Here is a 12,932-nt window from a genome sequence, read left to right as displayed (position 1 = left end):
GGACCGCGTCAGAGCTCCAGGAGCAGTGTTCGCGGTCCCACGTTCACACTTTCCACCAGCATGTGCGCCCGGAAGCGGCCGGTCTCGACCGTCGCTCCCCGGGCGCGCAGTGCTTCCACGTACGCGGTTACCAGCGGCTCGGCCACCTCAGCCGGCGCGGCCGAGTTCCAGGTCGGGCGGCGGCCCTTGCGCGCGTCGCCGTACAGCGTGAACTGGCTGATCACCAGCAGCGGGGCGTCCTCGTCCGAGGCGGATCGGTCGCCGTCCAGGATCCGCAGCTCCCAGGTCTTGCGGGCCAGTTCGGCGGCTTTCGCCGGGGTGTCGTCGTGGGTGATCCCGACCAGGACCAGCAGCCCGTCGGAGATTTTGCCGACGACCTCGTCGTCGACCGTGACGCTCGCCCGGCTCACCGTCTGCACCAAAGCCCGCATGTCGCCCTCGCCGCCCTGGCCGCCACGCGGTTCGCGGCGATCCGGATTCGGACGCTATCCGACGCCTTGGCCGACCGTGCCGCCGGCGTCCCGGCCGCACCCGGCTCACGGCACCTTCGTCTCGCCGCTCGAGCACCGAGTGAGCCGTTCGGGCACCGAGTGAGCCGTTCGGGCACCGGATGAGCCGTTCGGGCACCGGATGATGGGTGAGACGGGTGTGCCGCACGGCGGAGCAGGCGGAACCGGCATCATGACCCTATGAGTTTCTCGCTGCCCATCCCCGCCGAGGCCAACGCGCTGCTCGACCGGAGTCCGCTGGCCATGCTTCTCGGACTCGTGCTGGACCAGCAGATCACCATGGAGAAGGCGTTCACCTCGCCGCTCGTGCTGGCGCAGCGGCTGGGGCACGAGCCGACCGCGACCGAGCTCGCCGACTTCGACCCGGAGGCGCTGCTGGAGATCTTCGCGACCCCGCCGGCGCTGCATCGCTTCCCGAAGGCGATGGCGACCCGGGTCCAGGAGGTCTGCCGGGTGGTGGCCGACCGGTACGACGGGGACGTCGAGGGGCTCTGGCGGGACGTGCCGACCGGTGCCGAGCTGTACCAGCGGATCTTCGCGCTGCCCGGGTTCGGCAAGCAGAAGGCGCAGATCTTCGTGGCGCTGCTCGGCAAACAGTGCGGCGTGCGACCGGACGGCTGGCGCGCGGCCGCCGGTGGGTACGGCGAGGAGGGCGCGCACCGCTCGGTCGCCGACATCGTCGACGACGAATCGCTGGTCAAGGTCCGGGAGTACAAGCGGGCGGCGAAGGCCGAGGCGAAGGCCGCGAAGGGCTAGTCCGGTTGGCCGGAAGGGTTCGTCCGGTGCGAGGATGGCGGGGTCGAACGGGAGAGCCCCTGTGAAGAAGCAGCCCCCGGTGGTGATCACCAGTGCCGCCCGGAGCCCCAGCGATCAGTTGCGCAGCCGGGAGATCCGCTACGTGACGATGATGAGCGTTCGGGCCGGCTGCCTGATCCTCGGCGGGGTGCTGGTCAGCGTCCGGCCCCCGTTGCTGCCGGTCTGGCTGACCCTCTGCGCCATCGCCATGGTTCTGCTGCCCTGGATGGCGGTGCTGATCGCCAACGACGGGCCGCCCAAGACCAAGGCCGAGCGGCTCGCCGACGCGGCGGCCCGGGAGCAGCGGCAGATGGCTCTCGCCGAGCCCTCCGCGGAGCCGACCCCCGAGCCGGTCACCATCGACTCGGACATCGTCGACCCCGACGTCGCCGGCCCTGACGAAGAACATCGTCGGCCCTGACGAAGAGCATCGCCGGCTCCGCCGAAGAAATGTCGCCGGCCCTGACGAAGACCTGGCGGAGCGCGCGGACCGGACGCTAGGGCCGGGCGCCGATCCGCCGCACGGCCGCGGCGCCGAGGACGGCGCCGGCCTCCAGCGCGGCCGGTGGCTTCGCGCCGTCCAACCACGCTTCCAGCAGGCCCGCGGCGAAGGCGTCACCGGCACCGGTCGGATCCTTCATCGGTACGGGTACGACCGGCGCCGACCACGACGAGCCGTCCCGGGTCGCCCAGACGGCTCCGGCGGCCCCCCGCTTGACCACGACGTTGCTCGCGACCGCGGTCAGCCGTGCCGCCTGCGTGACGGCGTCACCCGGCCCGGCGAGCACGTCGGCCTCGTCGGCGTTGCACAGGAGCAGGTCGATCCCGCGTACCCAGGCAAGGAAGACCTCGGCCCCGACGTCGCGCAACGGGGCGGCGGACGCCGCGTCGACGCTCACCGTGAGTCCGTGTTCCCTCGCCGCCGCGAGGGCCGCCAGGCCCGCCGGCCGTGACCCGGCGTGCAGCAGCGGATATCCGGACAGGTGCAGGTGACTCCCCGGTGTCGCGGCCGCGATCACCGCGGTCACGTGCGCGGGATCGAGCAGCAGGCAGGCGCCCCGGTCGGTGATCATGGTGCGCTCGTCGGCGCCGGTGAGGACCACCACACTGCCGGTGGCCGTCCCCGGGAGCACCTGGATCGCGTCGTCCACTCCGGCCGCGGTCAGCTCGGCCACCCGGTCCCGGCCGGCCTGGTCGTCGCCGACCGCCGCCACCAGGGTGGCCGCCCGCCCGGCGTGGGCCAGCCAGGCGGCGGTGTTGGCCGCTTGGCCACCGCCGCTCACCCGGATGGCGGCGGCGGTGTCCGAGCCGGGCCGGATCGGCCCGTCGTGCTCGACCAGCACGTCGGTGACCAGGTCACCGACGACGATCACGAGGCTCATCGGTCAGGCCGGCACGGCGAAGCCCAGCGGGGCGCCGGTCCCGGCGTTCTCGGCGGCCGCGATCCGGGCGGCCAGGGCCGCGTTGCGCAGGATGATCCGGACGTTCACCGCCAGGCTCTGCCCGTCGGTGCTGGAGTGGAAGTGCGCCAGCAGGAACGGGGTGACCGCCTTGCCGGTGACGCCCTGCTCGGCGAGGAGCGCGAGCCCCGAGGCCAGGGTCCGGTCGTGCAGCTCCGGGTCCAGCTGCTCGTCGGTCGGCAGTGGGTTGGCCAGTACCAGTGCGCCCTCGCTGACCTCCTGGTCGCGCCGGGCCCGGATGAAGTCGGCGACCTGCTCCGGCGAGTCCAGCTGCCAGTCCACGTCGAAGCCGCCGTCGGTGATGAAGAAGCCGGGGAAGCGCCGGGTGCCGTAGCCGGCCACCGAGACGCCGAGGGTCTCCAGCCGCTCCAGGGTCGCGCCCACGTCGAGGATCGACTTGACCCCGGCGCAGATCACCACTATCGGGGTCCGGGCCAGCGCGGTCAGGTCGGCGGACTCGTCGAACGTGAGGTTCGCCTCGCGGTGCACCCCACCCAGGCCACCGGTGGCGAACACGCCGATCCCGGCCGCGGCGGCGACCGCGCTGGTGGCGGCGACCGTGGTGGCGCCGTCGGCGCGCTTGGCGGCGGCGATGGCCAGGTCCCGCACCGAGAGCTTGGCCACGTCGCCGGCGAGCGCCAGGTGTTCGATCTGCGCGTCCTCCAGGCCGACGATCAGCTCGCCGCCGATCATGCCGATAGTGGCGGGGACGGCGCCGTTGTCGCGGACCGTCTGTTCGATCTCGCGGGCCACCCGCAGGTTGTCCGGGTGGGGCAGGCCGTGCGAGATGATCGTGCTCTCCAGGGCCACCACCGGTCGGCCGTCCCGGCGGGCACGGATCACGTGGTCGCCGTAGCGAATAGCGAAGTCAGTCACGTCGGTAACGGTACGGGCCTGGGCAGCGACGTTGTCGTTGGACCGACCCGGCGTGAGGTGTCAGACTTGTCGGTCGGAGCTTGCTCCATGACTAAAAGATCTCTTGAAGGGCAGATACCCGTGAGCACCCAGATCCTGGAGCGTCCGGAGACCAAGGACGCCGACACCGGTCCGGAGATGTTCCACTACGTGCGCAAGGAAAAGATCGCGGAGAGCGCGGTCATGGGCACCCACGTGGTGGCTCTCTGCGGTGAGACGTTCCCGGTGACCAAGACGCCCAAGCCGGGCTCGCCGGTCTGTCCGGCCTGCAAGGAGATCTACGAAGCCATGAAGGCCTGATCGAGGCGTGACGGGCGGATACGGGCTGCTCGTCGCGGACCTGATCGGGGTGGCGGTCTTCGCCGCCTCCGGTGGGTCGGCCGGCGTCGCGAAACGCCTCGACCTGTTCGGGGTCGCCTTCGTCGGCTTCGCGGCGGCCCTGGGCGGTGGCATCCTGCGCGACCTGACGATCGGCGCCGTCCCACCCCTGGCCTTCGCCGACTGGCGGTATGCGACGACCGCGGTGCTCGCCTCGGTCGCGGTCTTCTGGCTGCATCCGAGACTGAACCGGCTCCGGCGGACGGTCCTTGTCCTGGACGCGGCCGGCCTTGGCCTGTTCACCGCCACCGGCACGTTGAAGGCGCTCGAGGCCGGTGTTCCGCCGGTCGGCGCGTGCCTGCTGGGCATGCTCACCGCCATCGGCGGTGGCCTGATCCGCGATCTGCTCACCGGGGAGATCCCGATGGTGTTGCAACGCGAGATCTACGCGATGGTCGCGCTCGGGGGAGCGATCGTCGTCACCATTCTGCAACGGCTGGGCCTCACCGGCCTGGGTCCGCTGGTCACAGCCGCGGTATTGATGACCGGGGTGCGTCTGCTCGCGCTCTACCGTCGCTGGTCGGCTCCCGTGGCGGTGCCGTAACCGGCGATTCGCCCCGGCTCATGGCTATGCTGGTACCCGGCCTCCGCGACTGAACCGCGGAGGTTTTTCCATGGATGAAGGGATCACCGGAGTTTGAGCCCGTCCCTGCCGAATCTGGAGACCTTCCCACCCCTGCGGGCCTGGCAGCGCAAGGCGATGGTGGAGTACCTCCGCCGCCGCTCCGAGGACTTCATGGCCGTGGCGACGCCCGGCGCCGGCAAGACCACCTTCGCCCTCCGGCTCGCCGCCGAGATGCTGGTCGACGGCACGGTGGACGCGGTGACCGTGGTCTGCCCGACCGAGCACCTGAAGACCCAGTGGGCGCAGGCGGCGGCCCGGGTCGGCATCCAGCTCGACCCGCAGTTCCGCAACGCCGAGATCCACTCCTCCCGTGACTTCCACGGGGCGGTGGTCACCTACGCCCAGGTCGGCATGGCGCCGCAGGTGCACAAACGGCGCACCATCACCCGGCGCACCTTCGTCATCCTGGACGAGATCCACCACGCCGGCGACTCGCGGACCTGGGGCGACGGGGTCAAGGACGCCTTCGATCCGGCCGAGCGGCGGCTGCTGCTCACCGGAACCCCGTTCCGCTCCGACGAGAACCCGATCCCGTTCGTGCAGTACGAGCGGGGCATGGACGGGATCCAGCGATCCAAGGCCGACTCGGTCTACGGCTACGCCGACGCGCTGCGCGACCGGGTTGTCCGGCCGGTCATGTTCATGGCGTACTCCGGGGAGACCCGGTGGCGCACCAACGCCGGTGACGAGCTGGCCGCTCGGCTCGGCGAACCGATGACCAAGGACCTGATCGCGCAGGCCTGGCGGACCGCGCTGGACCACCGGGGCGACTGGATGCCGCAGGTGATGCAGGCCGCCCACAACCGGCTGCTGAGGGTCCGTGAGGGCATGCCGGACGCCGGCGGACTGGTCATCGCCAGCGACCAGACGGCCGCCCGGGCGTACGCGAAACTGCTGCATGACCTGACCGGCGAGTCGCCCGTCGTGGTCCTCTCCGACGATGACGGCGCCTCCGGCCGGATCGCTGAGTTCGCCGCCTCGAACAGGCACTGGATGGTCGCCGTCCGGATGGTGTCCGAGGGCGTCGACATCCCGCGCCTGGCCGTCGGTGTCTACGCCACCAGCGCCTCCACCCCGCTCTACTTCGCCCAGGCGATCGGCCGGTTCGTCCGGTCCCGGCAACCCGGCGAGACCGCCACCGTCTTCCTGCCCAGCGTGCCGCATCTGCTCGGGCTGGCCAGCGAGATGGAGGCGGAGCGCAACCATGTGCTCGGTGCGCCCAAGGAGAAGGACGGCCTGGACGACGAGCTGCTGGAGCGGGCGCAGAAGTCCGAGGACGCGATCGGCGACCTGGAAAAGCAGTTCGAGGCGCTGTCCGCGACCGCCGAGCTGCAGGAGGTCATCTACGACGGCACGTCGTTCGGCATGCCGGCCCGGACCGGCACGGCCGAGGAGGCCGACTATCTGGGCCTGCCCGGCCTGCTCACCCCGGACGAGGTCACCATGCTGCTGAACAAGCGGCAGACCGAGCAGCTCGCCGTGCAGAAGAGGCTGGAGCAGGAGACGGCGAGGAACGCGCCGGAGCCGGCGCCCCGCGAGCCGGTCGTGGTGTTGAGCGCGGGGGAGCGGCGGGCCACCCTGCGGCGGCAGCTGAACACTCTGGTCGCGGCCCACCACCACCGGACCAACCTGCCGCACGGGAAGATCCACGCCGAGCTGCGACGGCTCTGTGGGGGCCCGCCGAGCGCGCAGGCCACCATCGAGCAGCTCGAGGAGCGGATCGCGACCATCCAGACCTTCTAGCGGCCGTTCCGGCCCCCTGTCGGTCGATAGGGGGCCCGAGTGCCGCGACTGGCGTTTACGCCGGCTGGAGCGGGCGTGGACCGGCCTACGGCCACCGTGTGGGTCTCGCCGCGACGATCGGGAGCACGCCAAAGGGGCGCCTCGCAAGAGGCGCCCCTTTTTCGCGTCTTTAGTTGTGGGGGGACCGCTGTTGCTTAGTTGCTGGAGTTCGACATCATGTCGGCGCCGCGCCAGGTGAAATCCGGATCGGCGGAGTACTGCACCGCGATCTTCACCAGGTCATCGGCGTAACGGTTGGCGTGGTGGCCGCAGAAGACCAGTTCGCCACCGCCTGCCAGGGTCAAACGGAGCTTCCCTGCTGCATTGCAGCGGTCGCACCGTTCATCGGCTGCTAGACCGGCCAGGCTTCCCGCCGGCGGCGTGAGGGTCGGGGTCATCGCCTTCCTCCTCTGTTCGTCACCGATGAACATGTTCCTCGGCTACTGCTCACACATCGTGCAACACCCTGCGGCTTTGCGGCCTTCCCAGAGTGCCCCGGGGGGACCGAGGTCACACCGGTTGCGACTAGTGTGCCGTGATCCCAGGGTGCCACGTCAACGATCACTTCTACACAACGGTCTGATCACCACCCGTTGATGTACGGGTGGTGACCAAACGGACACGGAATGTTGACTAAAAGTTCTAGTCGAGGTAGTCGCGAAGTACCTGCGACCGGGACGGGTGCCGCAGCTTCGACATCGTCTTGGACTCGATCTGGCGGATCCGCTCGCGGGTCACGCCGTAGACCTGACCGATCTCGTCCAGGGTGCGCGGCTGCCCGTCGGTCAGACCGAAGCGCAACCGGACCACGCCCGCCTCCCGCTCGGAGAGCGTCTGCAGCACCTGCTGGAGCTGGTCCTGCAGCAGCGAGAAGGAGACCGCGTCGACCGCGACGACCGCCTCGGAGTCCTCGATGAAGTCACCGAGCTGGCTGTCGCCCTCGTCGCCGATCGTCTGGTCCAGGGAGATGGGCTCACGCGCGTACTGCTGGATCTCCAGCACCTTCTCCGGCGTGATGTCCATTTCCTTGGCCAGCTCCTCCGGGGTGGGCTCGCGGCCCAGGTCCTGGAGCAGCTCGCGCTGGATGCGGCCGAGCTTGTTGATGACCTCGACCATGTGCACCGGGATGCGGATGGTGCGGGCCTGGTCGGCCATCGCGCGGGTGATGGCCTGGCGGATCCACCACGTCGCGTAGGTCGAGAACTTGTAGCCCTTGCTGTAGTCGAACTTCTCGACCGCGCGGATCAGGCCGAGGTTGCCCTCCTGGATCAGGTCGAGGAAGGCCATGCCGCGACCGGTGTACCGCTTCGCGATGCTGACCACCAGCCGCAGGTTCGCCTCGAGCAGGTGGTTCTTGGCCCGCTCGCCGTCCCGGTTGATCCACTTGAGGTCGCGCTCGAAGTTGCGCTCGAGCGCCTCCTCGCCCTCCTCGGCGGCGCGCAGCCGCTCGGCGGCGTAGAGGCCGGCCTCGATCCGCTTGGCGAGCTCGACCTCCTGCTCCGCGTTGAGCAGCGGAACCTTGCCGATCTGCTTGAGGTAGGCGCGGACCGAGTCGGCCGACGCGGTCAGCTCCGCGTCGCGGCGGGCCTGCTTGAGGGCCTCGGACTCCTCGTCGTCCCACTCGAAGTCGCCGTCGGTGGCCGAGCTGGCGGCGTCGGTGGCGGCGGCCGCGACCATCGCGGCCGGCTCCTCGACCACCACGTCCTCGATCTCGGCGGCGAGCTCCTCGGGGTCGATCTCCTCGCCCTCGGGGCCCTCCTCGCCGGGCTTGGCGGCCTTCGCCGGGCTCGCCTTGGCGGGTCCGGCGACGGACTTGGTGGCCTTGGCCGGGGCGGCCTTGCGGACCGGAGCGGCCTTCTTGGCCGGGGTCGCGCCGGTGCCGTCACCGGCCGGGGCGGCCTGCTTCGGAGCGGCCGTCGCCTTCTTCACCGGAGCCGTCTTGGCGGTGGTCGCCTTGGACGCCGGGGTGGCCGATCGGGCGGCAGCCACCTTGCGGCGGGTGCTGGCCGATCCGTCGACGACAACGGTGATGCCGGCGTCCACCAGGCCGCGCAGGATCTTCTTGGCCTGCGCGGGGTTGACCGCGGCGGACTCCAGCGTGTGCGCGACCTGAGCCGATGTGAGCTGCCCGCCAGCACCCTGGGCATGGGTGATCAAGGCCTCGGTGAGAGAGCGAACGTCGGCACCGTTCTGGTGGGCTTCTGTCACGAATGACCTTCCGGAGGCGATGAGTTTGGGCATGGCCATGGTCCAGCGCAGCACGCGGGGGCGAGTCTCGCCGGAGTCGATTTGGGGAGCCCCCGGGTCACGGACCTTCCCGCAGTGTGGGTCCGTGAAGCGTGGGCAGGGGTGAATTGTAGCGCCGTCCGACGAGATCCTCCTTCCGCAGCACGCCGCCGGGGGCCGACGACCTCGTGGGAGACGCTCCGAGCGAGAATCGTATCGGCGGAAAGGACCCAAACGTGAGCGAGATTTCTCCGGGTTCGTCACCCGAGGAGCTGTTGTCGATCGCCGTCCGGGTGGCCCGGGAGGCGGCGGCCACCGCGCGCCGGATGCGCGACGAGGCGATCGGCGACGTGCAGACGAAGAGCACCGACACGGACGTCGTCACCGCGGCGGACAAGGCGGTCGAGCGGCAGGTGGTGGAGACGCTGCGGGCCGAGCGGCCGGGCGACACGGTGCTGGGCGAGGAGTACGGCGGGGCCGAGGCCGCGCCCGGCACGGTCCGCTGGGTGGTGGACCCGATCGACGGGACCGTGAACTACCTCTACGGCCTGCCGCAGTACGCGGTCTCCCTGGCCGCCGAGGTGGACGGCGAGGTGCTGGCCGGGGTGGTCCGGAACGCGGCCACCGGCGACGAGTGGACCGCGACCCGGGGCGGCGGCGCGTGGCGCGACGGGCGGCGGCTCACCTGCTCCACCGAGACCGTGCTGGGCCAGGCGCTGATCGGCACCGGTTTCGGGTACGACCCGCTCCGGCGGGCGCATCAGGGCAGGGTCTTCGCTCAGATGATCACCCGAGTGCGGGACATCCGGCGGTTCGGTGCGGCATCTCTCGACCTCTGCCTGGCCGCGGAGGGCAAACTGGACGCGTTCTTCGAGAAAGGTCTCAACCCGTGGGATCACGCGGCCGGTGGACTGATCGCGGCCGAGGCCGGGATGGTCGTCGCCGGCCTGAACGGCGTGCCCGCCGGCCCGGAGATGGTCCTGCTGGCCCCGCCGGCGCTCTTCCCGGCGCTGCACGACCTGCTGGCCGAGCTAGACGCGGCGGGCGGCCCGTAAGCCGCCCGCGCGGTTCAGTCGTCCTCGGGCTTCTTGGTGGCCGGCTTGACGCAGGCGCCCGGTGGCAGGGTGGGCTCGCCGATCTCGACCAGCGACTGGTTGACCTCGGTGGTGGTCGCCAGCGACTGGAACTGGGATCCGATCACTACCTCGATGACCGTGCCCTTACGCTTGGCGTTGTAGACCATGTCGGACTGGGCCAGGAAGTACGCCTGGACCAGTTGCGCCTTGCCGACCGCGTCCGGGCCGAAACGGATCTCCGCGACGCCCTTGAACTTCGTCTTGCTCTGGCCGGAGCGCTGCACGGTGAACCGGCGGTTCTTGAATTCGGTCGACACGCTGTCCGCCAGGCCGACCTGATTGGTGCCGTTGAGGATCTTGAGAGTCACCTCGGCGGGGTCGTCAGGCAGTCGCACATCTGCGAGCGGGGCGCCGTCGGGGCAGTTGGCGCCGTTGGCGATGTCCGCCTGCTTGTCGCGGACCAGCGCAACGATGACGAAGACAATCGCGGCCACGGCGAGCACGCCGACGACGACGAGCGCTCGGACGCGCGCAAAGCTCATGGGTTCGGCTCCAGGATCGGACGACAGGCCCCGGTGAGGTCGCCGGGCCTGTCGAGAGGTTAGCGTCTGTCCGCCAGGGGCGCGGAAACAGGGAATGCTTCCGGCGTGCCGACGATGATCCAGAGGCTGGTACCCCTACTTTGATGTCGCCTCAGTCACATCGGGAACAATGTGCCGCCAGTGGGCGTACAACTGTGCCGCGACAGCGGTAACGTTCCGCGCTCGCCAGGCCCGTCCTCGGTGTCCGAACGAGTGTCAGAAATCGTCTGGCGGAACCGGGAACCGAAACCATGTCATCGGCGTTACTAACGCCAAATGACACATCGATACAGGAGAGTGAAAACCGATGGCCACCGACTACGACGCCCCGCGTCGCGATGAGGTCGACCTCGGCGAGGACAGCCTCGAGGAGCTCAAGTCCCGCCGCGCCGACTCCCAGTCCGGTGCGGTCGACGTGGACGAGGTCGAGGTGGCGGAGAGCTTCGAGCTGCCCGGTGCCGACCTCGCCGACGAGGAGCTGACCGTCAAGGTTCTGCCGATGCAGACCGACGAGTTCCGCTGCTCCCGCTGTTTCCTCGTGCATCACCGCAGCCAGTTGGCGACCGAGCGGAACGGGGAGCTGATCTGCCGCGAGTGCGCCTGACGGCGTGCTCGCGCGCAGAGCGCCTTCCACCCGGTGCCCGGCACCGGGTTCGATACGGGAATTGACACGGGGTTTGACCCTGGTGCGGAACCGGGCATTGTGCCGGTGACGACGAGGGGGAGGACGACGATGAGTCAACCGGATCATGTGGCCGACTCCGAGTCCACCGCCGGCACCGACCCGCGGGCGACACCGGTCGAGGCCCACACCGACGAGGAAATGGGCCGCACTGTCGCGGCCCTCACCGCCGACGACCTCGAGTCGTCCGGTCGTCGGCGCCTGCTCGGCCGTCTGGTCGGTGACGTGCGCCGTCGCGGCGTGGGCCGGCTGTTCAAGCCCGGGGCCGCGCTGCGCTGGATGGCCGACATGGTCGCCGAGGTGGCGCCGCACGTGCCGGTGCGCGACCGGGAGACACTGCGCCGGCACTTTCCGGACCTGGACGACGACGCCCTCGCGGAGCGGCTCATCCGCAACGCGGCCCGGGCCACGGCCGGCGTGGGTGCGACGGGTGGCGGGATCGCCTCGATCGAGTGGGTCGCGACACCGACCCTGCTCTCGGCTCCGGTGCTACTCGCCGCCGAGACGATCGCCGTGGTCGCGATCGAGATCAAACTGATCGGCGAGCTGCACGAGGCGTACGGCGAGTCGATCCCCGGCAGCGGCACCGAGCGTGCGATCGCCCTGGTCCGTTCCTGGGCCGGTCAGCGTGGGATCAATCCCCTGGTGCCCGGGGCCGGTGTCGCCGGGGTGCTGAGCACCGCCGCCCGTGTCGAGCTGCAGAAGACCCTGTTGCGCCGGTTCGGGCGCAACCTCACCTCGCTGGGGCCGATGCTGACCGGTGCCGCCGTCGCCGGTTACCTGAACCGGCGGGCCACCCGTTCGATCGGTGAGCTGGTCGCCGCCGACCTCAGGAAGCGGGCGCTCAAGAAGCCTGTGCGGCCCGCGCTCGACGACTGACCGCGAGCAGCGTGGTGGCCAGCTCGACCGGCCGCCGGGTGCTGACCACCCAGTACGGCGTGGGATCGGCGGGATCGTCGAGCAGCACCTGCACCGCGGTGCCGATCCACGGCCGCTGCACCACGAAGGCGAACGGGTGCGCGCCGACACCCAGCGCCTCCCGCTTGCCGGCCGCGTCCAGCGCGACCACGTCGGCGATCACCGCGACCGGCAGCCGCGCGTCGTCGACCAGGAATTCGTCGCCGTCGACCGTGACCCGCAGCCGGCCCAGCGGGACCAGCAGCAGGACCGAGATCGGGAGCAGCACCGCGTAGGGCAGCCAGTTGGGGATCCCGGAGACGCCCAGGGCCAGCTCGGTGGCGAGGATCGCGCCGATCAGCAGGCTCGCCGGCCAGGCCCACCACGGCAGACCGAGGCGTTCCTGGTGGGTCTCCGCGGTGCGGACCGGGGGCTGCGGTGTCACCCTCGAAGGGTACGGCGTGCCTCCATTGCGGGGCGCGGCAGGATGGCAGGGTAGGCACCGACCCGAAGCCGTACCAGTGTGAGGAACGCTTTCTTGACCGACGTCGTCATCCAGGTCCGCCGAATCGATCCCGACCTACCCCTGCCGGCCTACGCGCACCCGGGTGACGCCGGCGCCGACCTGGTCGCGGCGGAGGAGGCGGAGATCGCGCCGGGGGCGCGCGTCAAGGTTCGGACCGGCATCGCGGTCGCCATCCCGGAGGGTTTCGTCGGGCTGGTCCATCCCCGTTCCGGACTGGCGGCTCGCCTAGGGGTGACGGTGCTCAACGCGCCCGGTACGGTCGACGCCGGTTACCGTGGCGAGATCCTCGTGAACCTGATCAATCACGACCGGGCGGAGACTGTGAAGATCGCTCGTGGTGACCGGATCGCCCAGCTCGTCGTCCAGCGGGTGGAGCGGGCGGTGTTCCACGCGGTGGACACCCTCGACGACACCACACGGGGCGCGGGCGGGCACGGTTCCACCGGCGGCCACCAGGCACTCTGAGCCCTGTCTCGCAGA

At 70.5% G+C, this 12,932-nt stretch carries 16 protein-coding genes; 9 read left to right on the top strand and 7 right to left on the bottom strand.

Annotated features, from left to right (window positions below; translation table 11 throughout):
* Nucleotides 1-8 precede the first annotated feature (8 nt).
* Nucleotides 9-431: a D-aminoacyl-tRNA deacylase gene (dtd, locus tag CHC09_RS01675; protein ID WP_089291134.1), complete on the bottom strand. Its 423-nt coding sequence runs from the start codon at nucleotides 429-431 to the stop codon at nucleotides 9-11.
* Nucleotides 432-689: 258 nt separating this feature from the next.
* Between dtd and CHC09_RS01670 the strand changes: the two genes are divergently transcribed.
* Complete coding sequence (locus CHC09_RS01670; protein WP_089291133.1) at nucleotides 690-1,265, top strand: HhH-GPD-type base excision DNA repair protein; 576 nt, start codon at nucleotides 690-692, stop codon at nucleotides 1,263-1,265.
* Between the two features lie 61 nt (nucleotides 1,266-1,326).
* A complete protein-coding gene (locus CHC09_RS01665; protein ID WP_089291132.1) occupies nucleotides 1,327-1,725 on the top strand; it encodes a DUF3099 domain-containing protein in 399 nt (132 codons plus the stop codon).
* A 76-nt stretch (nucleotides 1,726-1,801) separates the two neighbouring features.
* On the opposite strand, the gene CHC09_RS01660 is transcribed toward CHC09_RS01665, so the two are convergent.
* Together CHC09_RS01660 and CHC09_RS01655 are read right to left on the bottom strand one after the other, a co-directional pair.
* Nucleotides 1,802-2,686, bottom strand: coding sequence for a carbohydrate kinase family protein (locus CHC09_RS01660; protein ID WP_089291131.1), 885 nt, complete (start codon nucleotides 2,684-2,686; stop codon nucleotides 1,802-1,804).
* A 3-nt stretch (nucleotides 2,687-2,689) separates the two neighbouring features.
* The gene (locus CHC09_RS01655; protein WP_089291130.1) at nucleotides 2,690-3,640 is read right to left on the bottom strand and encodes a pseudouridine-5'-phosphate glycosidase; all 951 of its coding nucleotides are present in this window, start codon (nucleotides 3,638-3,640) and stop codon (nucleotides 2,690-2,692) included.
* Between the two features lie 114 nt (nucleotides 3,641-3,754).
* Between CHC09_RS01655 and CHC09_RS01650 the strand changes: the two genes are divergently transcribed.
* The 3 genes from CHC09_RS01650 (at nucleotide 3,755) to CHC09_RS01640 (ending at nucleotide 6,425) form a co-directional block, all read left to right on the top strand.
* Nucleotides 3,755-3,979 (top strand): DUF3039 domain-containing protein, encoded by a 225-nt coding sequence (locus tag CHC09_RS01650; RefSeq protein ID WP_089291799.1) that lies wholly within the window; start codon nucleotides 3,755-3,757, stop codon nucleotides 3,977-3,979.
* 7 nt (nucleotides 3,980-3,986) lie between these two features.
* Complete coding sequence (locus tag CHC09_RS01645) at nucleotides 3,987-4,601, top strand: trimeric intracellular cation channel family protein (protein WP_089291129.1); 615 nt, start codon at nucleotides 3,987-3,989, stop codon at nucleotides 4,599-4,601.
* Between the two features lie 156 nt (nucleotides 4,602-4,757).
* Nucleotides 4,758-6,425: a DEAD/DEAH box helicase gene (locus tag CHC09_RS01640; RefSeq protein ID WP_239138104.1), complete on the top strand. Its 1,668-nt coding sequence runs from the start codon at nucleotides 4,758-4,760 to the stop codon at nucleotides 6,423-6,425.
* A 194-nt stretch (nucleotides 6,426-6,619) separates the two neighbouring features.
* On the opposite strand, the gene CHC09_RS01635 is transcribed toward CHC09_RS01640, so the two are convergent.
* Both CHC09_RS01635 and CHC09_RS01630 read right to left on the bottom strand, forming a co-directional pair.
* The gene (locus tag CHC09_RS01635) at nucleotides 6,620-6,862 is read right to left on the bottom strand and encodes a DUF7455 domain-containing protein (protein WP_089291798.1); all 243 of its coding nucleotides are present in this window, start codon (nucleotides 6,860-6,862) and stop codon (nucleotides 6,620-6,622) included.
* Nucleotides 6,863-7,106: 244 nt separating this feature from the next.
* Complete coding sequence (locus CHC09_RS01630) at nucleotides 7,107-8,672, bottom strand: RNA polymerase sigma factor (protein ID WP_089291797.1); 1,566 nt, start codon at nucleotides 8,670-8,672, stop codon at nucleotides 7,107-7,109.
* A gap of 254 nt (nucleotides 8,673-8,926) precedes the next feature.
* On the opposite strand from CHC09_RS01630, the gene CHC09_RS01625 reads away from it, so the two are divergent.
* On the top strand, nucleotides 8,927-9,745 hold the full coding sequence (locus CHC09_RS01625) for an inositol monophosphatase family protein (protein ID WP_089291127.1): 819 nt from the start codon (nucleotides 8,927-8,929) through the stop codon (nucleotides 9,743-9,745).
* A 14-nt stretch (nucleotides 9,746-9,759) separates the two neighbouring features.
* On the opposite strand, the gene CHC09_RS01620 is transcribed toward CHC09_RS01625, so the two are convergent.
* Complete coding sequence (locus CHC09_RS01620) at nucleotides 9,760-10,308, bottom strand: LytR C-terminal domain-containing protein (RefSeq protein ID WP_089291126.1); 549 nt, start codon at nucleotides 10,306-10,308, stop codon at nucleotides 9,760-9,762.
* A 346-nt stretch (nucleotides 10,309-10,654) separates the two neighbouring features.
* Here CHC09_RS01620 and CHC09_RS01615 point away from each other — a divergent pair, with 346 nt between their 5' ends.
* Together CHC09_RS01615 and CHC09_RS01610 are read left to right on the top strand one after the other, a co-directional pair.
* The gene (locus tag CHC09_RS01615; protein ID WP_014694055.1) at nucleotides 10,655-10,951 is read left to right on the top strand and encodes a DUF4193 domain-containing protein; all 297 of its coding nucleotides are present in this window, start codon (nucleotides 10,655-10,657) and stop codon (nucleotides 10,949-10,951) included.
* A gap of 219 nt (nucleotides 10,952-11,170) precedes the next feature.
* On the top strand, nucleotides 11,171-11,908 hold the full coding sequence (locus CHC09_RS01610; RefSeq protein WP_089291796.1) for a hypothetical protein: 738 nt from the start codon (nucleotides 11,171-11,173) through the stop codon (nucleotides 11,906-11,908).
* Here the strand turns inward: CHC09_RS01610 and CHC09_RS01605 are convergent.
* Nucleotides 11,874-12,371, bottom strand: coding sequence for a DUF3093 domain-containing protein (locus CHC09_RS01605; protein WP_089291125.1), 498 nt, complete (start codon nucleotides 12,369-12,371; stop codon nucleotides 11,874-11,876). The two genes, CHC09_RS01610 and CHC09_RS01605, sit on opposite strands and share 35 nt — an antisense overlap.
* A 93-nt stretch (nucleotides 12,372-12,464) precedes the next feature.
* Between CHC09_RS01605 and dut the strand changes: the two genes are divergently transcribed.
* Nucleotides 12,465-12,917 (top strand): dUTP diphosphatase, encoded by a 453-nt coding sequence (gene dut / locus CHC09_RS01600; protein WP_089291124.1) that lies wholly within the window; start codon nucleotides 12,465-12,467, stop codon nucleotides 12,915-12,917.
* The last annotated feature ends 15 nt before the right edge of the window (nucleotides 12,918-12,932 follow it).

This window comes from Actinoplanes regularis (assembly GCF_900188005.1).
Taxonomy (GTDB): Bacteria; Actinomycetota; Actinomycetes; order Mycobacteriales; family Micromonosporaceae; genus Actinoplanes; species Actinoplanes regularis.
The sequence above is the reverse complement of the archived record's forward strand: the minus strand, read 5'-3'. Positions and strand labels throughout refer to the sequence as shown.